The 21,468-nt window shown below is 72.9% G+C and carries 19 protein-coding genes and 3 tRNA genes; 12 read left to right on the forward strand and 10 right to left on the reverse strand.

What is annotated here, in order from left to right; genetic code table 11:
- The first annotated feature begins 23 nt into the window (after positions 1-23).
- The 4 genes from H9L09_RS07100 to H9L09_RS07115 all read left to right on the forward strand — a co-directional run bounded on the left by H9L09_RS07100 (position 24) and on the right by H9L09_RS07115 (position 2,610).
- On the forward strand, positions 24-839 hold the full coding sequence (locus H9L09_RS07100) for a DUF1206 domain-containing protein (RefSeq protein ID WP_187579971.1): 816 nt from the start codon (positions 24-26) through the stop codon (positions 837-839).
- Between the two features lie 90 nt (positions 840-929).
- Positions 930-1,862 carry an ATP-binding protein gene (locus H9L09_RS07105; RefSeq protein ID WP_187579972.1) on the forward strand — a complete coding sequence of 311 codons (933 nt, stop codon included), beginning with the start codon at positions 930-932 and terminating at the stop codon, positions 1,860-1,862.
- Positions 1,859-2,278, forward strand: coding sequence for a FluC/FEX family fluoride channel (locus H9L09_RS07110; RefSeq protein WP_187579973.1), 420 nt, complete (start codon positions 1,859-1,861; stop codon positions 2,276-2,278). Before H9L09_RS07105 ends, H9L09_RS07110 begins: the two co-directional genes overlap by 4 nt.
- Positions 2,275-2,610 carry a fluoride efflux transporter FluC gene (locus tag H9L09_RS07115; protein ID WP_246456332.1) on the forward strand — a complete coding sequence of 112 codons (336 nt, stop codon included), beginning with the start codon at positions 2,275-2,277 and terminating at the stop codon, positions 2,608-2,610. Before H9L09_RS07110 ends, H9L09_RS07115 begins: the two co-directional genes overlap by 4 nt.
- 4 nt (positions 2,611-2,614) lie before the next feature.
- Here the strand turns inward: H9L09_RS07115 and H9L09_RS07120 are convergent, their stop codons facing one another.
- Positions 2,615-2,956 carry a metallopeptidase family protein gene (locus tag H9L09_RS07120; protein ID WP_223164322.1) on the reverse strand — a complete coding sequence of 114 codons (342 nt, stop codon included), beginning with the start codon at positions 2,954-2,956 and terminating at the stop codon, positions 2,615-2,617.
- A 145-nt stretch (positions 2,957-3,101) separates the two neighbouring features.
- On the opposite strand from H9L09_RS07120, the gene H9L09_RS07125 reads away from it, so the two are divergent.
- The 3 genes from H9L09_RS07125 to H9L09_RS07135 all read left to right on the forward strand — a co-directional run bounded on the left by H9L09_RS07125 (position 3,102) and on the right by H9L09_RS07135 (position 6,822).
- Positions 3,102-3,174 (forward strand) — tRNA-Glu (locus H9L09_RS07125).
- A 96-nt stretch (positions 3,175-3,270) separates the two neighbouring features.
- Positions 3,271-3,347 (forward strand) — tRNA-Asp (locus H9L09_RS07130).
- A gap of 259 nt (positions 3,348-3,606) precedes the next feature.
- Positions 3,607-6,822, forward strand: a complete 3,216-nt coding sequence (locus H9L09_RS07135; RefSeq protein ID WP_187579975.1) for a hypothetical protein — start codon at positions 3,607-3,609, stop codon at positions 6,820-6,822.
- 25 nt (positions 6,823-6,847) lie between these two features.
- On the opposite strand, the gene H9L09_RS07140 is transcribed toward H9L09_RS07135, so the two are convergent.
- The 4 genes from H9L09_RS07140 to H9L09_RS07155 all read right to left on the reverse strand — a co-directional run bounded on the left by H9L09_RS07140 (position 6,848) and on the right by H9L09_RS07155 (position 12,341).
- Positions 6,848-7,867, reverse strand: coding sequence for a hypothetical protein (locus tag H9L09_RS07140; RefSeq protein ID WP_187579976.1), 1,020 nt, complete (start codon positions 7,865-7,867; stop codon positions 6,848-6,850).
- 402 nt (positions 7,868-8,269) lie between these two features.
- A complete protein-coding gene (locus H9L09_RS07145; protein WP_187579977.1) occupies positions 8,270-11,260 on the reverse strand; it encodes an ABC transporter permease in 2,991 nt (996 codons plus the stop codon).
- 15 nt (positions 11,261-11,275) lie between these two features.
- Positions 11,276-11,593, reverse strand: coding sequence for a hypothetical protein (locus H9L09_RS07150; protein WP_187579978.1), 318 nt, complete (start codon positions 11,591-11,593; stop codon positions 11,276-11,278).
- Complete coding sequence (locus H9L09_RS07155) at positions 11,568-12,341, reverse strand: ABC transporter ATP-binding protein (protein ID WP_187579979.1); 774 nt, start codon at positions 12,339-12,341, stop codon at positions 11,568-11,570. Before H9L09_RS07155 ends, H9L09_RS07150 begins: the two co-directional genes overlap by 26 nt.
- A gap of 200 nt (positions 12,342-12,541) precedes the next feature.
- Between H9L09_RS07155 and H9L09_RS07160 the strand changes: the two genes are divergently transcribed.
- The 3 genes from H9L09_RS07160 (at position 12,542) to H9L09_RS07170 (ending at position 14,414) form a co-directional block, all read left to right on the forward strand.
- Positions 12,542-12,615: transfer RNA gene (locus H9L09_RS07160), tRNA-Phe, on the forward strand.
- Positions 12,616-12,812: 197 nt separating this feature from the next.
- Complete coding sequence (locus H9L09_RS07165) at positions 12,813-13,736, forward strand: PAS domain S-box protein (protein WP_187579980.1); 924 nt, start codon at positions 12,813-12,815, stop codon at positions 13,734-13,736.
- A 480-nt stretch (positions 13,737-14,216) separates the two neighbouring features.
- Entirely contained in the window at positions 14,217-14,414 is a 198-nt protein-coding gene (locus tag H9L09_RS07170; protein WP_187579981.1) for a hypothetical protein, read from the forward strand.
- A 132-nt stretch (positions 14,415-14,546) separates the two neighbouring features.
- On the opposite strand, the gene H9L09_RS07175 is transcribed toward H9L09_RS07170, so the two are convergent.
- The 3 genes from H9L09_RS07175 to H9L09_RS07185 form a co-directional block, all read right to left on the reverse strand.
- Positions 14,547-16,100, reverse strand: a complete 1,554-nt coding sequence (locus H9L09_RS07175) for a xylulokinase (protein ID WP_187579982.1) — start codon at positions 16,098-16,100, stop codon at positions 14,547-14,549.
- On the reverse strand, positions 16,100-17,506 hold the full coding sequence (locus H9L09_RS07180) for a pyridoxal phosphate-dependent decarboxylase family protein (protein ID WP_187579983.1): 1,407 nt from the start codon (positions 17,504-17,506) through the stop codon (positions 16,100-16,102). Before H9L09_RS07180 ends, H9L09_RS07175 begins: the two co-directional genes overlap by 1 nt.
- A 123-nt stretch (positions 17,507-17,629) precedes the next feature.
- A complete protein-coding gene (locus H9L09_RS07185) occupies positions 17,630-19,390 on the reverse strand; it encodes a chloride channel protein (RefSeq protein WP_223164243.1) in 1,761 nt (586 codons plus the stop codon).
- 116 nt (positions 19,391-19,506) lie between these two features.
- Here H9L09_RS07185 and H9L09_RS07190 point away from each other — a divergent pair, with 116 nt between their 5' ends.
- The gene (locus H9L09_RS07190) at positions 19,507-19,890 is read left to right on the forward strand and encodes a MarR family winged helix-turn-helix transcriptional regulator (RefSeq protein ID WP_187579984.1); all 384 of its coding nucleotides are present in this window, start codon (positions 19,507-19,509) and stop codon (positions 19,888-19,890) included.
- Between the two features lie 77 nt (positions 19,891-19,967).
- Complete coding sequence (locus tag H9L09_RS07195; protein ID WP_223164244.1) at positions 19,968-20,459, forward strand: DUF5709 domain-containing protein; 492 nt, start codon at positions 19,968-19,970, stop codon at positions 20,457-20,459.
- A gap of 67 nt (positions 20,460-20,526) precedes the next feature.
- Here the strand turns inward: H9L09_RS07195 and H9L09_RS07200 are convergent, their stop codons facing one another.
- Both H9L09_RS07200 and H9L09_RS21955 read right to left on the reverse strand, forming a co-directional pair.
- The gene (locus H9L09_RS07200; RefSeq protein WP_246456333.1) at positions 20,527-21,189 is read right to left on the reverse strand and encodes an SDR family oxidoreductase; all 663 of its coding nucleotides are present in this window, start codon (positions 21,187-21,189) and stop codon (positions 20,527-20,529) included.
- The gene (locus H9L09_RS21955) at positions 21,183-21,428 is read right to left on the reverse strand and encodes an SDR family oxidoreductase (protein ID WP_246456334.1); all 246 of its coding nucleotides are present in this window, start codon (positions 21,426-21,428) and stop codon (positions 21,183-21,185) included. Before H9L09_RS21955 ends, H9L09_RS07200 begins: the two co-directional genes overlap by 7 nt.
- Positions 21,429-21,468 lie beyond the last annotated feature (40 nt).

The raw sequence follows: 21,468 nt of genomic DNA on the forward strand, positions 1-21,468 counted from the left end.
CCCTTCGGGGGTACGTTCCGGACATGGAACTCTCCGCCAGCGGGATCGACCGCAAGGCCGACCACAGCGACATGCTCGACAACGCGGTCCGCGTTGGCCTGGTCTCGTACGGCGTCGAGCACCTGCTCCTCGCCTGGCTGGCGCTGCAGCTAGTCTTCGGGGACCGCTCCGGTGAGGCCTCCGCCAGCGGCGCGCTGCACCAGCTCGCGGAGACCACCCTGGGCCGGCTGTCGCTCTACGTCGTCGCCGCTGGGTTCCTCGCGCTGGTCATCTGGCAGGGCATCGAGGCCGTCGTCGGCCACCGCGACGAGGACGGCGGCAAGCGCACGTTCAAGCGGATCGTCTCCGCCGGCAAGGTCGTCCTGTACGTCGTCCTGGGCCTCACCGCGCTGCGCATCGCCACCGGGTCCGGCGGCGGCAAGGGCAGCTCGACGGAGACGTTGACCGCCAAGCTCATGGCCGCACCGGGCGGCCAGCTGCTGGTGGGTCTGGTCGGGGTCGGGGTCATCGCGACCGGCGGCATGCTCGCCTGGCGCGGCTGGAAGGAGAAGTTCCGCAGCAAGCTCGACGTGGACGGCACCACCGGCAACGACGGGCACGCCTACATCCTGTTCGGCAAGATCGGCTACCTGGCCAAGGGGGCCGCGCTCGTGCTGGTCGGCCTGCTCTTCGTCCTCGCCGCCGTCACCCACGATCCCGACAAGTCCGGCGGTCTCGACCAGGCGCTGACCAAGCTGCTCGCGCAGCCGTTCGGTCAGGTCGGCCTGCTGGTGATCGCCGCGGGCATCGCCTGCTACGGGCTGTTCTGCTTCGCCTGGGCCCGCCACCTCGACCGCTGAGGACCCGGGAGGCACCGCTGGGCGAGCCGCTGGATTCGCGGTCCCTCGGGAACGCCGTCCGAACTGCCCGGAACGGTACTGTTCCCACTTGTGACTCGCCGGCTGCAGCTCGACCCTGAGCCCCAGTCGGTGCGCCGCGCCCGGCGCTGGGTGGTGGAGACCTTCGAGGACCTCGGTCGTCCCGACCTCGTCGACTCCGCCGAGCTCGGCGTCTCCGAGCTGGTCACCAACGCGATCCTGCACGCCGCACCCCCGATCACGGTCCGGGTGCGCGGGAGCGCGCAGCACCCGCGGGTGGAGGTGCACGACGCCTCGACCCGGCCGCCGGAGGTCAGCCTCGACCTGGACGACGACGACGCACTGCTCAGCGCGGTCGGCCGCGGGCTCGGCCTGGTGGCGCTCTACTCCGCGACCTGGGGGGCGGACCTCTCCGGGGACGGCAAGGTGGTCTGGTTCGAGCCGACCGACGGTCCGGAGCCCGGCGCGGCGCCCCAGGGCGACGTCTTCGACCTCGACCGGGTGGTCGCTGCCCGGCTCGCCGAGCAGAGCCGGCTGGACCCGAGCACGCGGGTCCGGGTGCGGCTGCTCGGGATGCCGGCGCGCCGCTTCGCCGACTTCCGGGTCTGGTACTCCGAGATCCGCCGCGAGCTGCGGATCCTCGCGGTGAACCACCCCGGTGAGTACCCGCTCGCGGAGGAGGTCTCGCAGCTCACGCTGCAGGTCGAGGCCGAACGTGCCCAGACCACCGGGATCGGCCGGCTCGACAGCGCCATCGTCGAGGGTGAGGAGCTCGTCGACCTGGAGTACTTGGTGCCCCCGACGGCGCCGGACACGATGCGCCGCTCCGACGAGCTGATGGACCGGATCGACGAGTTCACCCGCGAGCAAGGGTTGCTGACGCTGCCGGCCACCGAGGAGATCGTCAGGCTGCGCCGCTGGTACCTCGGCGAGTTCGTCCGGCAGGCCACCGGTGCGGAGCCCCTGCCCTGGCCGGAGGCCTCCGCCGGCCCCGGGGCGCGGTGACCCGGCCGCCCCTTCCCGCCGCGCTCGCCGTCGTCGCGCTCGGGGGTGCGGCCGGAGCGTGCATCCGCGCGCTGCTCCTGCAGGCCTGGCCGATCGACGCCTCCGGCTTCCCGTGGGCGACCTTCGCGATCAACGTCAGCGGCTCGTTCCTGCTGGCGCTGCTGCCGGCGCTGCCCGCCGTACGCCGCCGTCCGCTGCTCCCGCCGCTGCTCGGCACCGGGGTCCTCGGCGGCTACACGACCCTGTCCACCTGGTCGGAGCAGACCCGCGGACTGCTCGCGGCCGGCGACACCGCGGTGGCCGGCGCCTACGTGTTCGGCACGCTGGCGGCGGCGCTGCTCGCGGTCGTCGGCGCGGACCGGCTGAGCACTCTCGCCCAGCGCGTCCGCTTCGACGAGGAGGAGGGCGACCTGTGACCCCCGCACTGCTGGGCATGGTCGCGCTCGGCGCCGCGGTCGGTGCACCGCTGCGCTACCTCGCGGGCCACCTCTTCGACGACGTGCTGCCGCTGGGCACGATCGCGGTCAACGTCGCCGGCTCCTTCCTGCTCGGCTGGTTCAGCGCCCTCGGCCTCGACGGCTCGAGCACCGCCCTGCTCGGTACCGGATTCTGCGGCGGCCTGACGACGTACTCCGCCTTCGCCGTGCACACCCACGACCGCGGTCCGTGGCTGGGATCGGTGACGGTGCTGATCACCCTCGTCCCGGCGCTGCTCGCCTGCGCGCTCGGGTTCTGGCTCGGCAGCTAGCCCCTCAGGCGTAGCCCAGCTCGTGCAGCCGGTCGTCGTCGATCCCGAAGTGGTGGGCGATCTCGTGCACCACGGTGATCCGGACCTCGTCGACCACCTGCTCACGGGACTCGCACATCTCCAGCACCGGGTTGCGGAAGATCGTGATCCGGTCCGGGAGCGCCATCACGTAGTAGGAGTCACGCTCGGTCAGCGGCGTCCCGACGTAGAGCCCGAGCAGGTCCGGGTCATCCTCCGGGGGCTCGTCCTCGACGAGCACGACGCAGTTGTCGATCAGCTCGAACAGCTCCCCGGGCACCTCGTCGAGCGCCTCGGAGACCAGGGCCTCGAACTGGACCCGACTCATCTCGATCACCCGGCCATCCTCCCCCGGCGCCGTCGGCCGCCGACGCCCAGGGGGTCGCGCCGGGCGATTTGTGAGCGGCCCGGGCGGGCCCTATGCTTGCCCGGTCCCTGACGGCAGTCAGACCCGACGGCCACGTCGAGGGCTAGCCCCCATCGTCTAGCGGCCTAGGACCCCGCCCTTTCACGGCGGTAGCACGGGTTCGAATCCCGTTGGGGGTACGACACCGACTCCGGTCGGCGCACGGCTCCGGATCCCGATTCGGAGAGTGGCGGCGAGTGCGTTAGCATTGCGCCGCTTGCTGTTGAGAAGCACGAGGCCCCGTAGCGCAGTTGGTTAGCGCGCCGCCCTGTCACGGCGGAGGCCGCGGGTTCGAGTCCCGTCGGGGTCGCCACAGAAGCGAGACGCCCCGGACGCCAGTCGTCCGGGGCGCTTCGCGTTTCCCGGGTCTTCCGGTGATCTGTGCGGAGGTCTCCCGGTGCTCCGTGCGGCGGCTCCCGTGCTGCGAGCGGCGGCTCGCGTGCTCCGCGGGGCGAATCGCGACAGATGACCTCGATGACCCATTGCGCCCTTCCCCGTACCGGCAGGAACCTGTACGAGCAGGCGTCCCGCCTGCGGGCGTCCGTCACGCGGACGCAGGACGGAGAGCCGCGATGACGCCGACGGATCCGCCGCCCCAGGCCCTGCTCGAGCTGCGCGTCCATGGGGTCCACGGCACCGCTCCGCAGTCGATGCTGGGCGTGGACGCCTCGGGGATCGGCCAGGTCGCCGGTGACGGGCTGACCGGCATCTACCGGACCCGCGACGGCACCATCCCGCTGCGCACGCTGCCGCCGCACGCGGTGGTGGAGGCCTACTCCTGGGGCGCACTGACCTCCAGCGCGGCCGGCCTGCTCGGCTGGGTACGCCGCGCGGCCTGGCTCGCGCTGCTGCCGTTCGCACTGCTCAACCTCGCCTACTGGGCACGGCCCGAGCTCGACTGGGACAGCCGTGGCCGGTCCCGCACGCGACGCGTCGACGGCCCGGACGACGATCGAGGCACCGCACCAGATCCCGGCACCGACCCCGCATCGGCTGCCGCGGCCGCTCCCGCTCCCGGTCCCGCTCCCGCTCCCGCTCCCGCTCCCGCTCCCGCTCCCGCTCCCGCTCCCGAGGACGAACCCGATACGGGCGACGACCGCGGCGACGACCCCGGCGACGACCCGGTGGACGGCCGGGCCGTGCGGGACCAGGTGCGGCGCTCGGCCTGGACCGGCGCCCGGCTGGTGCGGCTCGCCGGGATCGTCCTCACGGTGATGCTGGTGCTGACCCCGCTGACGATCGGCGTCGACCTGATCGCCTGGCAGTGCTTCCGCGGCGGCACCGCAGGGTGCCCGGCCCTGCCCGGCTTCCTCGAGCCGCTCACCGGCGAGCGCCTCGGCGCGCCGGGGCCGCGGCTGGCGCTCGGCACCGTGCCGGCCCTGCTGGGCCTGGCGCTGCTGTGGGCGCTCTCGCGGCAGTCCCTCGAACGCTACGAGAGCGTCGAGGAGCCGGAGGCCTTCACGCTGCTGGCCCGGCGCCGCGTCCCGCAGGGACTCCCGGTGCTCCGCCACCCCGACCTGTGGCGGGGCACCGCCCGGACCCGACGGCTGCAGCGGCTGCACCTCGTGGTCGGGCTCGCGGTGGTGGTGGCCTACTCCGGGCTGCCGGTGCTGATGAGCGGCCGCGGCGGGACCTGGCGCGGCGACGAGCTGCCGCTGCTCGGCCTGACCGACCTGGCCGCCGTACTCACCGGCGCGATCGCGGTGCTCGCCGTCCTGTCGGTGCGGCCCGGCGACGTCGAGCACACCGGGGCGGCGACAGCCCCGAAGCCCCTCCGGACCGCGGACCTGCTGCTCGGAGCGGCCGTGCTGCTCACGCTGCTCCACCTCGCGGTGCTGCTCTTCACCGACCTGGGCAGGATCGCGGAGCCGTCCGGCCTCTACGGCCGCAACCTCTGGTACATCGCCGTCTTCGTGACGTTCGCCGGCCTGCATGTCGCGCTCTTCCTCACCGGCCGGGCACCCGTGCCCGTCGCGCTCGGCCTCGGCGTGCTGGCGGTGCTGCTGCTCGTCGGCTCGAGCACCCATCTGGCCGAGCGCACCGTCTGGACGACGGCCGGGGCGTGGACCTGCATCGCGGGCGTCGCCCTGGGTGGGCTGCTGCTCGGCGGCTGGCACTTCCGCCGCCCGCAGGGCCCGGCCGCCTGGCGGGGGTCGGGCGCCTCGGTGATGCTGACCCTGGCGATCTGGGTGGCGCTGCTCTTCACCACCGCGGCGGTCACGGTCACGGCCGACCGGCTCAACGGCGCGGAGCACTCGGTGGCCGACCTGGGCACCGCGGTGGTCGCGGGCACCGACACGACGACGGGACCGCTGCAGGCCGGCGGCGACGTGACCTTCCGCGACGCCGTGATCGTGCTGGACCGCGGCCGGCTGGACCTGCGCTCGGGACGTCTCGAGGTCGGGTCGCTGTCCCAGACCAGCGCCGACGGCGTGGTCACCGACCTGGGGCCGCGGCGCCTCCACGACGTGACCCTGCTGCTGCCGGCGGACCTGGAGCGGATCGCCTACACCGACAGCTGCGTCTTCGTCCCGCTGCCCCGCCGGACCGTTCCGCAGGCGTGCCCGGTCAACAGCCCGCTGTTCCGGACGTCGGGCTCGCTGCCGCCTCCGGAGGGCCGCGAGCTCACGGTCGGGTCGGCCAGCGCCGTACGCGTCTCGGTCACCGAGCCGTTCCAGCGTCCGCTGGCGCTGCCCCAGGTGCTGGTCTGGGCGCCGTCGCTGCAGCTGCTGTGGCTGCTCGTGGTGGCGGCGCTCGCCGGGGCCAGCTCGGTGCTGCTGCGGAGCCGGCTCCGCCGGCCGCTGCGGCGTGCCACCCGCGAGGAGATCGGGCCCCGGGACGCCGCCGCCTGCGTGGCCGCCCGGCTGCGGGCGGCGTACGTCCATCGCGGCGAGCGCCTGCTGGACCTGACCGGCCTGGTCAGCGCGGTGCTCGCGGTGCTGCTGATCGTCGGCTCCTCGACCGGAAAGCCGCCGTGGGACGTCGTCGGCCGGGACGCGCTGCGGGCCCTGTCCACGCTCGGGCTGTGGGCCGCGGTCGGGGTGTCCGCGGCGATCCTGCTGGCCGCCTCCCGGATGCGAACCTCGGAGAAGGTCCGCAAGGGCGTCGGCATCGTGTGGGACCTGACCACCTTCTGGCCGCGCGCGGCCCACCCCTTCGCGCCCCCGTGCTACGCCGAGCGGGTGGTGCCCGAGCTGCTCACCCGCGCCACCTGGGCCCTCGACGCGCCGGAGCCGACCCTGCTCGTGCTCTCCGGGCACAGCCAGGGCTCCACGCTGGTGGTGGCGGCCGCGAGCCGGCTGGGCCGCACGCAGCTGGAGCGGGTCCGGATCGTCACCTACGGCAGCCAGATCCGGGCCTGGTACGGGCGGATCTTCCCCGGGGTCTTCGGCGCCGACGCGGTCGGCTACCGCCCGACCGACCGGGCGGCCGACTTCACCCACGTCGACACCGACCTGCCCAGGACCGGCGCTCCCCCGCTGACGCCGCCGCCGGGCTCGCTGCTGGACCGGCTGGGCGCCGTACCGTGGCACTGGATCAGCCTGTTCCGGCGCTCGGACCCGCTGGGGTTCCGGGTGTTCACCGACGCCGACGACGGCGCCGACGTCTACGTCCGCGAGGTGCCGTGGCCGGGTGAGGGCGACCCCGGCCCGACCGTGATGACGCACAGCGGCTACCCGCACACGCCGGAGTACCGCGACGTGCTGGCCACCTGGGAGGCCGAGCTCGGACCCGGGCCGGCCGGGCCGACGACGATCGAGCGGGAGCCGTTCTTCCCCGCCCCCTGAGCCCGTAGGACCGGGTCGACCGGCGTCACTTCGTGGGCGCCAGCAGGTCCGAGCCGGTCACCGCGAAGTTGAACGGCGCCCCGGAGCCGCTCGGCGTGTCCAGGATCCGCGTGACCGGCCGCCGCCCGGTGGTGATGACGAGGATCCGCCCGTCGTCGGCCGCCACCCACTGCCAGTTCGGCGCCCAGAAGGCGGTCTCGAGTCCGTAGGTGCTTGTCGGTCCGTCCGCGGACAGCAGCGTGCGGGTGCGTCCCCCGCTGACGAGGCCGACCTCGACGTGACCGCTGTCCGAGGACCAGGTGACGCGCTCGCCGGCCGGGTTGACCGTCGGCCCGGTCCGGTCACTCGGAGTGCTGGGCAGGTCGGCGGCCGGCACGTCGTGCACCCGGCCGGTGCGCACGTCGACGACCGTCTGCCAGCCCGGGCCGTACGTCGGCTCGGCACCCGGCCGGGGCGGCGGCTGCATCCGGAACATCGTGACCTCGAGCCGGCCGTCCGGTCGCCACGCGAGCTCGGGACCGATCATCTTGCCCAGCTCCTTGGCCTTGGCCACGTCCTGCTCCGTCGAGGGACACAGCACGTCCCGGTAGGGCTGGCCCGAGGCGGCCCGGACCCGCACGCAGTCCGACTCCGCCCAGTAGGCGACGGTTCCGTGCAGCCCGGGGTCCGGGTGCGCGGCCAGCGACTCGAACGTGGGGTCCTCCCCCTGCTGGAACAGCGCGACGGCGAAGACCACCCCGAGCAGCACCGTGACGCCGGCCAGGGTGAGCGCGACGCCGAGCAGCAGCGAGCGGTCCTTGGCGCGGAACAGCGCGACCCCGCCGAGGGCGAACGCGCTCACCACGAGGACGGCCGCGACGCCCACCAGCGCCACGTCGTTCGCGACCAGGTCCTCCAGCCAGCCCCACCAGAGCGGGAAGAGCGCGGTGGCCAGCAGCAGTCCGACGGCCCACCAGCCGACGGGACCACGCGGCAGCGGGTGCAGCCCCGCCCAGCCGGTCCTCCCCTCCCGTCCGGACCCGCGAGGCACGAACTTCCCGGCCACCGCAACCACCTCCACGGGCGACCGCACCAGTGCCGGCGAGACTGCCGCTCGGGGCCGGTCCCCGACGGCTCCAGCCCAGCAGGTCCGACCCACGCCGGCCAGAGCCGGAGGTCCCCCGGCGCCGCGCGCCCGCCCGTGAGCAACCAGCGCTCACCGTGCGCCCTCGTTGCTGCCCCGCACCCCCACGCGCGCAACCAGCGCTCACCGTGCGCCCTCGATGCGCCACCAGGCCCCCGCGCCCGCCCGGGAGCAACCAGCGCTCACCGTGCGCCCTCGTTGCTGCCCCGCACCCCCACGCGCGCAACCAGCGCTCACTGTGCACCCTCGTTGCTGCCCGACACCTCCCACGCGCACAACCAGCGCTCACCATGCGCCCTCGATGCACCCCGCTGCGGGAGCGGATCACTCGTAGCGCAGCGCGGAGGCCGGGTAGGTCCGTGACGCCCGCAGGCTCGGCAGCCACGTCGTGACCAGCGAGGAGAGCACCACGACACCGAGGATCAGCCCCAACGAGCCCCACGGCGGCTGCAGCACCAGGTTGTCCCAGCCGGGCTGGCGCGCCGTGTCGGTGACCACGTTGAAGGCGACCACCAGCCCGAGGACGGTGCCGAGCACGACCCCGACAAGCGTGACGAAGAGCGACTCGACCAGGAAGCTCACCTGGACCATCCGGGCCTGGAAGCCGATGGCGCGCAGCACGCCGATCTGCTGGCGCCGCTCGACCACGGACCGGGCCGCGATGACCCCGAGCGCGGCCACGCCGATCACCAGGCCCAGGCCGAGGAAGCCGAGGATCAGGTACTGGAAGGTCAGCGACGCACTGACCGCGTCGTCCAGCAGCTCGCTCATCGCGGTGGCCTGCATGCCGTTGCCGAGGAAGCCGGCCTCCAGCTGCTTGGCAGCCGCGACCGGGTCCACCCCGGAGGCGGTCTTGAAGTACCAGACGGTGGGAGCGGCGGCCGCACCGAGCGGCGCGAGCGTCCGCTGCGAGGTGGACAGCCCGACCATCGTGTAGGGCACGTTGTCGGCGAGCACCCCGATGACGGTCAGCCGGATCACCTTGCCCGACTGGGTGTCGCGGACCTGCACCTGCACCGGGTCGAAGGACTTGTCCTCGAGGTAGAAGCCGCTGAGCCGGAAGTCCGAGGGCGCCGCCGAGCCCCAGTTGGCGCGACGCGGCACCGACAGGGAGTCGACCACGGCGAGACCCGGCTGGCTCTGCAGCGCCTTCCAGACCGCACGGTCGGAGCCATAGCCGCGGGCGCGGGTGGCGAAGCCGTACGTCGTCGTCCGGGCGAACGAGTCGCTGAGCCCGCGGAGCACGTAGCCGGCGTACGCCTGGTGGCCGACCTGCCGGGCATCCACCGGGACGTAGGACTGCCCGGCGGTCGAGACGAAGTCGGCCTGGTCGACACCGGGTGCACGGGCCAGGGCGCGGTCCATGTTGGTGACCGGGCTGAGCGGCGAGGTCTGTGCGGTGACGTCGTACCCACCGCTGAAGGTCTTCTCGTCATCGATGGCGGAGAGGATCGACATCGAGATCGACGCCCCCGTGACCATCGTGAACACCACCAGGGTGAACAGGCCGATCGTCGCGCCGGTCCGGAACCGGTTGCGCATCGGCTGCGCGATCGCGGTCCGCACCACCGGCGCCGCGCGGCGGAACCGTCCGAAGACCCACATCAGGGCACCGAGCAGGGCGGGCAGGTTGTAGACGACCACCCAGGTCGAGCCGGCCACCAGCATCAGGCCGACCAGGATCCACACCGAGAACCCCATCTTGAGGCCGGGCATCAGCTGGTCATAGACCCGGAACGGCAGCAGGTTCCACACCACCACGCAGACCCCACCGAGGCTGTAGGCCAGCCGGTCGCTGCCGCCGAGCAGTCGGGTCAGCGGCACCACGGCGAGCAGGCCGACCGTGCCGCCGACCAGGAAGGTGGCGGCGCTGTCGCTGCGCGAGGCCATCGCGATCATCAGGGCACCGAGCACCAGGCAGGCCGCGACCAGCAACCCGTTGGACCGGCGGCGGCGCCGCTTCGGCGGCTGCGGCAGGTTCCGGACGGCCGCCACGATGTTGAGCCGGCTGACCCGCCAGGCGGCGACGAGCACCACCGCAAGGGTCAGCAGGACGCCGAGGGAGAAGGCGACGATGAGGCTGGTCCAGGTGAGCGTGTACCGGATGGTGATGCCGGTGTCGGCCAGCGCCCCGGCCAGCACCCGCACCATCCCCACCGCGAGGCCCAGGCCCAGGAACGCGCCGACCACCGCCGCCAGGACGTCGTAGGCGGCCCCCTCGAAGACGAACATCTCCACGAGGTGCCGTCGCTGGGTCCCGATCGCCCGGGCGGTGCCCATCTCGCCGCGACGCTCCGCGGCCAGCATCACGAAGACCAGGAAGATCAGCAGGATGCCGGCGGAGATCGTGAAGGTGCCGAAGGTGGAGAACAGCGAGAGGTACGTCGCCCCCTGGTCGTCCGCCTGCTGCAGGCCGTCGCGCTTCACCGGGTCGATCTGGAGCCCGAGCGGCCCGGTGGTCGTCTCCAGCGCCGTGGTCACCTCGTCGGTCCGCTGGGCGCCACTGACCGCCGTGCCCACGTTGGAGATCCGGACCTGCTGCACCGTCGTGCCGACGCCGAGCAGCCGTTGGGCGGAGCGCAGGTCCATCAGCAGCGCGTCACCGTCGGTCCCGGTGCCGTCGTACTCCACCACCTGCGCGACGGTGACGGGCCGCTGCCGACCCGCGGCGAAGACGACCAGCTGGTCACCGGGACCGGCGGAGAGGTCGTCGGCCGCCTTGCTGTTGAGGTAGACCTCGTGGCGGCCCAGCTGCTCGAGACCGACCCGGCCGCCCGACGTCGACGTAATCTGGCCGAAGCCGGTCATCGACCCCGGGTCGGTGGCGAACAAGGTGACCTGCGGCTCGGTCGCCCGGCTGGTGCGGTCCTGGACGGCCACCGACTCGCTGATCTCCGGTCCGGCACCGTCCACCGACGCGATGTCACGGGCCGCGGCGAGGACCGCGCCCGCCTCTGCGGCGGTGAGGTACTTCGCCCCGGTGCTCTGCCCCACGGTGGGGATGTCCGGTGCGTTGGCCGACCGGTGCGACACCACCTCGTCGGTCTGGCCGAGCGAGGTGATCACCGAGCTCCGCACGGTGCTCGACATGATGTCGCCGAAGGCCAGGGCCGACCCGATGATCATCGTGCCGAGCATCAGGCCGCCCACGATGATCGCGGTGCGCCCGCGCCGCCGGGACATGTTGCGCACCCCGAGCTTGAACAGCACCGGGCTGCGCAGCGCGAGGATGCCGACCGCGGCGAGCGCGAGCACGACGAGCACGCCCAGCACCACCGCCAGCGAGGTCACCTGGATCCCGAAGAGCTCACGCATCCTGGTGCGCCCCCTTCAGCTGGAGGCGACGGCAGGCAGCTCCGAGAACGCCACCTCGTAGCGCTCCCGGCCTGGCGGCGACCTGAAGATCGTCATGTAGCGCTCCAGGACCTCGGGGTAGAAGCCGGTGGGAGCCCCGGCCTCGGCCGCCTCGGCGGTCTCCCAGAAGCTCACCAGCGCGCCGTTGCCCTCCGGGGTCGACATCACGAGGACGCCGGCGTAGCCGGGCTGCTTGTGCAGGTCGGGAAGGATCTCGCGGCGGAACATCTCCACCGCGTCGGTGGCGCTGATGCGCATGGTGTCGATCTCAAGCAACGTGAGACGTGCGTACACGGCTGGCCTCCATTCGCTGCTCGTCGACGACCTGGCCGTCGAGCATCCGGACGATGCGGTCCGCGCGCCGGCCGACGGCGATGTCGTGGGTCACGATCAGGAAGGTGAGCCCGCGCTCCTCGTTGAGCCGGCGCATCAGGGAGGTGATCTCCTCGGCCGACTCGCTGTCGAGGTCTCCGGTGGGTTCGTCGGCCCAGACGATGGCGGGGTCGTTGACCAGCGCGCGGGCGATCGTGACGCGCTGACGCTCGCCCCCGGAGAGCTCGTCCGGCACGTGCTTGGCCCGGTCGGCGAGCCCGACGAGTCCGAGCGCGTCCAGCGCCCGGCTCCGGGCGTCGCGCGGAGAGACACCCGCGAGCAGCAACGCCAGCTCGACGTTCTCCACCGCCGAGAGCACCGGCATCAGGTTGTAGAACTGGAAGACGAACCCCATCCGCTCGGCGCGGTACCTGGTGCGCTGCCGGTCGGAGAGGTCGGCGAGGCTCACCCCCTCGATATGCACCTGACCGGCGTCGATCTCGTCGAGACCGGAGAGGCAGTTGAGCAGCGTGGTCTTCCCGCAGCCGCTCGGCCCCATCACGGCCACCATCTCGCCCCGCTGCAGGGTCAGGTCGACGCCGTTCAGCGCGTCCACCTTCACCTGGCCGGTGTCGTAGGTCTTCCTTACTCCTGCGGCCGCCACGATGACACCGTCGTCGGCCACGGCCGGCTGCTGCGACGTGACCGGTTGTCGGCTCCAAGACCTCATCGCGTCTCCTCCCCGTGCTGGAACCTGCCTCTAGCCTCGGAACCAGTCCGCCTTTCCGGTCAGGGGCAAAGGTCCCTCGGCGGTCCGCGTGCGACACGGTTTCGCGCACCCCGGCCCCATCCGTTAAACTGCGCACGGCCCCGGGGAACCGGGGCTCGTCTGCGAGGTCCGGTCCATGACCGGCCGAGCGGGGCTTGTGAGGGCAGGTAGCTCAGTTGGTACGAGCGTCCGCCTGAAAAGTGGAAGGTCGGCGGTTCGACCCCGCCCCTGCCCACAAGCAGAGCCGCAGGGCGGAGCCAGTCTCCGGCCTGCGGCTCTCGTCATTCCCGGGTGCTTTGCCCCGCAGCGGTTGCTCGCTCAGGCGTGCGAACGCGCCCGCCGGACGAGCATTTCCCTTCGCGCTCTTCCGAAGGGACGGACGGGTCTACGATCGAGGAATCAGCTCGAACCCTCCGCTCCCTGAGGAGCATGATGCAAGGAGCGCCGCAAGAACCTGGTCCCACTCCCCGTGAGCAGCTCGACGCCCTGGGGCAGGCGGTCATCACCACCGATGTCCAGGGAACCGTCGTCTACTGGAACCCGGCCGCGGAGGACCTCTACGGGTGGACGGCGGAGGAGGCGGTCGGCCGCAACATCGCCGAGCTGAGCGTCCCCGACGTGGCCCAGGAGATCGCCGAGGACATCATGGCCGCGCTGCGCAACGGCGTGGCTTGGTCCGGCGGCTTCCCCTGCCGGCGCAAGGACGGCAGCATGTTCCCCGCCCTGGTCACCGACGCGGGGATCCACCGTGACGGCGAGCTGGTCGGCATCATCGGCGTCTCGACCAACCTCGGCACCGCGGTGCGACCGTTGGTGGAGCGCTCCACCGACGCGGCGCTGGTGCTCCGCTCCGACGCGGTGATCACCTACGCGAGTCCGGCCGTCAACCAGCTCTTCGGCTGGCCCGAGGAGGAGATCGTGGGCTCCTCCGTGGTGCCGCTGCTGCATCCCGAGGACCGGACCACCCTGGCGGACTTCCTCGCCGACGTGGTCGCCCGACCCGGTGTGCATCCTCCGGTCGAGCTGCGGGTCCGTCGTGACGGCGCCTGGGTCTGGGCCGAGGCCGCCCTGACCAACCTGCTCGACGACCCGCACGTCCGCGGCGTGGTGTGCAACCTGCGGGCCAGCTGGCGACGGGAGGCGCAGGAGGCCGCCGAGGCCCGCGCCGCCCAGCTGCAGGCGGCTCTGCTGTCACGGTTGGTGATCGAGCGTGCCAAGGGCTTCCTCTCCGGCCGCGACGGCGTCGACCCGGAGGAGGCGTTCGAGCGGATGCGCCGCCACGCCCGGAGCAGGCAGGTGTCGGTGCAGGTCGTCGCCCAGCACGTCCTCGACGGCGATCTGGTGCCCGAGGCGTGAGACTCGGCCGGGCGAATCAACCCCGGGAACCATGACGAAGCGGGTCATGACGCCTGACCCGCACCTAGCCGTGGGCCCGGTTCCCCCTCCTGTCGTTGTGTAAACCCTGCGGCGGTTGCTAGTTTCGTCACGTCCCTCCCTCCCTGCTCAGCAGGGACAGCTGCCCCAGATCCCGGCGGCGCATCCGCCTTGGACGGTGGACATGGACCTTCTCGTCTCCTCCTCATCCCTTGCCGGCAGCAGATCACGCATTGCTTACGCAGCAGCGGTTCTGCTCCAGGTGAGTGCGGCTCGAGGTTGGCATGCCGACTCGGCGGCCCAGGACCTGCGGACCCGTCTGCACGACGACCGCCTGCTCCTGCGCCTGCTCAACGCCCGTGTCTCGCGGGCCATGTTGGTGCGGCCGACCCCGACCGATGCTCGCGCCCACGCCACGCTCGAGCTTGCGCTCGGTGGCCCGGCGGAGCTGGGAGGGCACGCATGAGCGGGTCCACGGAGAACCGCCAGCGGCATGCCCGTGAGGAGGCGGAGCAGGGGGCGATCCAGCCCGTCGACCGCCTCCCGCGGCAGCGCCGCCGCACCACGGAGCTGTCCGCAGCTTCGGGGGACCGGCGGTGGCGCTTCACCAACGCCGTGCAGGCCGCGCGGCAGCTGAACACGGGGCTCGGGGGGTCCTAGTAGGTGGTCGCCGCGGCATCAGGGGGTCGCGGCGGCCACCGGACGGACCTGGAGCATGCTCGGACGTCGCCACGGGGGCTGACGTCCGGACCCGCTCGACCATGGAACACGCCTCTATCGCCCGGCCGGCGCTCAGCCGGCCGGGCGGTTCAGGCGCGCGTGCATCCGTCGTTGCCGGCGGTAGAGCCCCGGCAGCTCGGCGAACAGGGCGTCGAGGACGTCGCGGTTCTCGGGCCGGGGCCGCAGGACCCCGTCCACCGGCACCAGCGCCGCGACGTCGTCCCAGCCCAGCGAGCCGACCGCGACGCCGGCGAACAGTCCGGCCCCGCGCAGGACCGCGAGCAACGGCTCGGCCACCCGCTCGACCGGCCGGTCGCAGACGTCCGCGACGATCCCCGACCAGAGCAGCGACCTGGCCCCGCCGCCGACGAGCCGCAGCGGCTCCAGGCGCCGCCCGGCGAACCGGTCCGCGGCCTCCAGCAGCCAGCGCGCGTTGTAGGCGACTCCTTCGAGCACCGCCCGGGCCAGGTCCGCCGGCGTGGTGCTCAGCGACAGGTTGTGGAAGCCGCCGCGCAGCGTGCGGTCCTCCACCGGTGACCGCTCGCCCGCGAGCCAGGGGGTGAACAGGACCCCTCCCGAGCCTGGCGGCGCCGTCGCGGCCAGCCTGAGCAGGCCGTCGTACCCGTCGGGGACGCCCCCGCCGCCGGCCGCGAGAAACCACTCCAGGCAGCGGCCGGCGCTCTCCTGGTTGTTGCCCAGCAGGTAGCCGCCCGGACGCAAACCCGGCACGGTGGCCATCTGGTGAAGCACGTCGGTCTTCTTCGCCGGCAGCGGGCAGCTCACCCAGGCGGTCGTGCCGATCGAGAGGTGGGCCTCGTGGTCGCGCACGAAGCCCGACCCGACGACCGAGGCGTGCAGGTCCGGGATCCCGGCGACCACCACGGTCCCCGACCCGAGGCCCAGCGACCCGGCCACGTCCGGGCGGACCCGCCCGATCACCGACCCGGTGGGCAGCAGCGGCGGCAGCCGGTCCGGGTCCACCCCGGAACGGGCCAGCAGCTGCCGGTCGTAGCCGGGCGTGGCGCCGCGGTTGTCGGTCAGCCACGCCGCGGTCATCGACGCCGGGGTGGCCGCGGCCCGGCCGGTGAACCGCATCGACAGGTAGTCGACCGGCTCGAGGAACCACCGGGCCGCCCGGGCGGTGCCCGGCTCGTCGTGCTGCAGGTGCAGCATGTGGCCGACCGGGTCGGCCCCCGAGGGGCTCGGGACGCCGGCGGTACGCCGTACCCAGGCAGCCAGCGCGGTGGCTCGGTAGCCCTGGACGTGGCCGCCCACGACCTCGCGGGAGTACGGCGCCCCGCGGGTGTCGCTCCACATCACGCACGGGCCCACCGGCAGGCCGTCCACGTCGACCGGCACCGTGCTGGCCCACTGGCCGGTCACGCCCACCGCGACGACCTCCCGGGCGGGGACCGCGGTCCGGGCCAGGCACCACCGCACCGACTCGGTGACGAGCCGCCACCAGGTGTGCGCGTCCTGGGTGACCGCCCCGCCGGGCCCGCGCTCGGTGTCCAGCGGGTGGTGGGTCCACCCGACGACCTCGCCGGTGGAGGAGACCAGGCCCACCTTGAGCCCGCTGCTGCCGAGGTCGACGGCGAGGACGAACCCGCCGTGCCCGGGCGCCATCACCCCTCCGGCGGGGGCACCGCGAGCTGCTTGTCCAGCATGTCGTTCATCACCGACTCGATGAGCTGCTCGGCCTCCAGGGTCAGCCCGCCGGGGACGCCGCCGTAGATGGCCCCGCTGAACGGCTGGGTGCCCGCGGCCTGCATCGTCCTGGCGTAGCCGACGGCCTCGGCGAGGTCCTCGGCGAACTCCTCGACCACCCCGGGCCGGGTCTGCGGCCGGGTGACGGCCATGTGCACCGCGTTCGGGTACTGCTGGCCGTTGAACCGCCAGCCCCTGGCCCGCATGGAGTCGGCCACGTGGTAGATGTCGAAGACCTCGGAGGTGAAGCTGAAGCAGAACGTGGGGCTGCCCATGATCCGCAGCTCCGGGTGCTCGCCGACCACGTCCTGCATCGCCGCGGAGGTCGCGAAGATCTCCCGTGCGTAGCGCAGGTAGCCCTCGCGTCCCAGCTGCACCATCGCGGCCCAGGTCGACGCCAGCAGGCCGCCGGAGCGCGACCCCTCGATCCCCGGCGACATGTACTTCCCGCCGCTCCAGCCGGGCAGGTGGAAGAACTGGGCGTCGCGCACGCTCTTGTCCCGGAACAGCACCGTCGAGCTGCCCTTGAAGGCGTAGCCGTACTTGTGGGTGTCCGCGGAGATCGAGGAGACGCCGGGCACCCGGAAGTCGAACGGAGGTACGTCGTAGCCGAGCTGCTCGCCGAACGGCAGGATGAAGCCGCCCAGGCAGCTGTCGACGTGCAGGCCGACGCCCAGGTCGAGCGCCACCTCGCCCAGCTCGCCGATCGGGTCGATCGTCCCGTAGCCGTAGTTGCAGGCCGAGCCCATGATCGCGATGGTCTGGTCGTCGACCCGGTCGGCCACCCGCGAGGGGTGCACCAGCGTGGTGCCGGGGTCGACCTCGACGACCCTAAGCTCGATGCCGAGCAGGCGGCAGGCCTTGTCGAAGGCCGGGTGCCCGGTCTCGGGCTTGACGAAGTTGGGCCGGCGGACCGCGCGGGTGGCGGCCGCGTGCTCGCGGTAGGCGAGCAGCGCGTGCAGGATGCTGCCGCTGCCTCCGCTGGTCACCAGGCCGGCCGGGGTGGCGCCGGTCACCGCGTCGGCGTGCATCAGGTCGAGGGCCATCGCGATGATCTCGCCCTCGAACTTCGTCGCGCTCGGGCACATGTCGCGCTGCAGGACGTTGACGTGCGCGAACATCCCGAAGGCCTCGGTCAGGAAGCGGTAGTGGTCGTGGTCGCCGGAGTACATCGTGCCCGAGCACTTGCCGGTCTCCCAGAACGCGTCCTCCTCGGCGGCCATCGTCCGCAGCTCGGCGAGCACCTCCTCGCGCGGGCGGCCCTGGGCGGGCAGCGTGCGGTGCACCTCGAAGCGACCGGTGTACGGGAAGTCCGGGTCCGCCATCGCCTCACCTCCTCCGTCGCCTCCACGGTGGCGGGGCGGGGGCGGCGCGGGCAGGGCCGCAAGTCCCCCGCGCCGGGGCGGCTGCTCAGTCGGAGCCGGGGTGACGTCCGCGGCGCGGCCGGGTCAGCGACGCGACCAGAGCGGGGTGACGAGCCGGACCCGGAACACCCGCTCACGCTCACGGGCCTCCTGCTGGTCGCGCTGCCGGGCGGCGAGCAGCTGGGTCAGCGAGACGATCCCGAGGACCGAGGAGGCGTCGTCCCGGTCCAGCACCGGGACCCGGTTCACCTCCGCGCGCGACATCAGCTCGGCGACGTGGCGCAGCGTCTGGTCGGCGTGGGTGACCGCCGCCGGCGGTCGCATCACCTCCGCCATCGACCGGTCGCCGCGCCCGGCGGCCGTCTCGGCGAGAAGGGTGCGCCGGGTGACCACGCCGCGCAGCGCCCCCGCGGAGTCGACGACCGGGTAGAGCCGCTGCTCCCAGTCGCTGCCGCCGTCGAGCGGGGCGCCGAGCACCTGCACCGCCTCGGCCACGGTGAGGCCGTCCTCGAGCTCGAGCACGTCCTCGCTCATCACCTCGCTGACGAAGAACACCTCGAGCGGGTCGACGTCGTACTCGCGGGTGAGGTGGTAGCCGCGCCGGGCGATCTTCTCGGTGAGCACCGAGCGCTTCAGCAGCAGCACCGAGACCGCGAACGCCGTGGTCGCGGCGATCACCAGCGGCAGCACCGCTTCGTACTGGTGGGTGAGCTCGAGGGCGAACACCACCCCGGTCAGCGGCGAGCGCATCACCCCGCCGAGCACCCCGGCCAGGGCGACCAGCGCCCAGAAGCCGGGGCCGACCGCCGGGAACACGTGCGCCTCCAGCGAGCCGAGCGCACCACCGATCATGAACATCGGCGCCAGGACGCCTCCGGAGGTGCCGGAGCCCAGCGACAGCGACCAGATCAGGGTCTTCACGATCAGGATCCCGACCACCAGCCCGAGACCGATCGAGCCGGTGAGCTCGGCCTCGATGATGTCGTAGCCGACGCCGAGCGCCTCGGGGACGAACAGTCCACCGATCCCGATGACGAGGCCACCGATCGCCGGCCACCACATCCAGTGCACCGGCAGCTTGCCGAAGGCGTCCTCGGAGGCGTAGACGAGGCCGGTCGCGGCGATCGCCAGCAGCCCCGAGATCACCCCGGAGACCACGCAGAGCAGGTACGCCGAGGTGCCGAGGTGCAGCGGCACGTCGACCGGGAACAGCGCGCCGGAGCCGAGCAGCGGCTGGCGGACGACGGCCGCGACGCTGACCGCGGCGGCGACGGGGATCAGGCTGCGGGGGCGCCACTCGAACAGCAGCAGCTCGACAGCGAGCACGAGCGCCGCGAGCGGAGAGTTGAAGGTCGCCGCCATGCCCGCGGTGGCGCCGGCGACCAGCAGGGTCTTCCGCTCGTCGGCGGTCAGGTGCAGGAACTGCGCGAACAGCGAGCCGATCGCGCCGCCGGTCATGATGATCGGTCCCTCCGCACCGAACGGGCCGCCGGTGCCGATCGCCACCGCGGACGAGACCGGCTTGAGCACGGCGACCCGGGGCTGCACCTTGCTGCCGCCGATCAGGATCGCCTCGATCGCCTCGGGCATCCCGTGGCCGCGGATCTTCTCCGAGCCGTAGCGGGCCATCAAGCCGATGACGAGGCCGCCGACCACGGGAGCGAGCAGCACCAGGAACGGGTTGTGGTCCTCGGCGCCCGGCGCCACCAGCGTGGTGGAGACGCGCTGGTAGAACACCGCGTTGGTGATCAGCCCGATCAGCTGCAGCAACGCCCAGGAGATCACCGCCGCGGCAGCCCCGATCGGCACCGCGAGCGCGGTGATCATCAGCATGCGGGGGGTCACGCTGAAGTCCCCCAGGTGGCGCACGTCTCGGACAGGGGCGGCAGCGGTCACGGCGGGGGGCACCTCGGGGGTGGAGCGGGGGGAAGTATCGGGACGCGACATATTACCGTGGAGGGGTGCCGAACGACAAAGACTACGAACGCCTCCTGGACTTCCGGATCAAGCTGCGCGAGTTCGACCAGTGGAGCCGGGCGGCGGCGGCCGAGCAGGGGCTGACCCATGCCCAGCACCAGCTGCTGCTCGCGGTCCGCGGCCACCGGGGGGCGGAGGCGCCCACCATCCGCGACGTCGCCGAGGCACTGCTCGTCAAGCAGCACACCGCCAGCGAGCTCGTCGACCGCACCCAGGCGCTGGGCCTCCTGGAGCGGGTCCGCGACGCCGAGGACCACCGCCGGGTGCGGCTGCGGCTGACCGAGCGGGGTCAGGAGGTGCTGGGGCGGCTCACCGCCGTGCACCTGGAGGAGCTCCGCAACCTGGCGCACGCGCTCGACCGGTTGTGAGCCCGGCGGTGGCCGGTCCCCTGCCCTCCCCGGGGCCGGTCGGGTTATCCCGGGCGGGTGGGGGTAATGCTTGTCCTATGACCGAGCAGCCCGAGAACATCGCCGAGCAGATCGGCACCGACCCGTCCGACAACGTCTCCGGTGACAGCTCCGACCAGGAGCTCTACCACGGCTACAGCGTCGACGACGAGAACCAGCCCCAGGACACCGGCGACAGCACCGCGGACGACCGGGGGCTCGCCGAGCCCATGGACGAGGGCTACTCCCCGCCCGAGAAGTGGTCGCCGGCGGAGGGGTACGGCAACACCCCGCTGGAGGAGGAGCTCGGCGAGACGCTGGACATGCGGCTCGCCCAGGAGGTCCCCGAGCCCGACCCCTACGAGCAGGCGGCCAGGGAGACCGAGGACGTCAGCGGCGAGGTCGGTGACGAGCGCGCCGGACGCCTGGTCGCCGAGGACGAGGGCCTCACCCTCGACACCGAGTCCGACCTGGTGGCCGAGGACGTCGGCATCGACGGGGCCGCCGCGAGCGCCGAGGAGGCCGCGGTCCACATCATCGACCAGGAGTAGGAGCGCCCCGCTCCAGGTCCACGGCGGGCCCCGACCAGGTGGTCGGGGCCCGCTCGACGTCGGGGGCTCAGACGGTGACCGGCTTGCCGCCGGTGACCGCGACGACCTCGCCGGTGATGTAGCTGGACTCGGGGGAGGCCAGGAAGACGAACGCCGGCGCGACCTCGGCCGGCTGCCCGGCCCGGCCGAGCGGGGTGGACCTCCCGAAGGACTCCACCTGCTCCGCCGGCATGGTGGCCGGGATCAGCGGGGTCCAGATCGGCCCAGGCGCGACCGAGTTCACCCGGATGCCGTCCCCGGCCACCATCTCGGCGAGGCCGCGGGTGAAGTTCGCGATGCCTGCCTTCGTCGTCGCGTAGTCGAGCAGCGGAGGTGAGGGTGAGGACGCCTGCACCGACGAGGTGTTGATGATGCAGCTGCCCCGGGGCATGTGCGGCAACGCCTTCTGGCACATCCAGAAGAGGGCGTAGAGGTTGGTCTTCATCACCCGGTCCAGCTGCTCTGTGGTGATGTCGGCGATCCCGCCCGGCTGCGCCATCTGGTACGCCGCGTTGTTGACCAGGATGTCGATGCGGCCGAACTCCTCGACCGCCCGGTCCACCACCTCGGCGCAGGCGGCCTCCTCCACCAGGTCGGTCGGCACCAGGACCGCCTTGCGGCCAGCCTCCTCGACCAGGCGGGCGGTCTCCTGGCCGTCCTCGTCCTCGCCCGCGAGGTAGGAGATCAGCACGTCCGCCCCTCCCGGGCGAAGGCGAGCGCCACGGCCCGCCCGATCCCGGAGTCGCCACCGGTGATCACCGCCACCCGGTCGGCGAGCCGCCCGGTCCCGCGGTAGCTCTGCTCGCCGTGGTCCGGCTCCTCGCCCATCGCCGCCGTCACCGAGTCGCTGGAGCCTGGCGCCGGCAGCTGCTCGCCCTCGGTGTCGGGCTGGGCGTGCTGCTGGTTCGGGTCCGTCGAGCGGTCTGGCATGGGGCCTCCTGGGAGTGGTGGGACCTCGGTCCGTTACCCG

Source organism: Nocardioides mesophilus (genome assembly GCF_014395785.1).
GTDB lineage: Bacteria > Actinomycetota > Actinomycetes > Propionibacteriales > Nocardioidaceae > Nocardioides_B > Nocardioides_B mesophilus.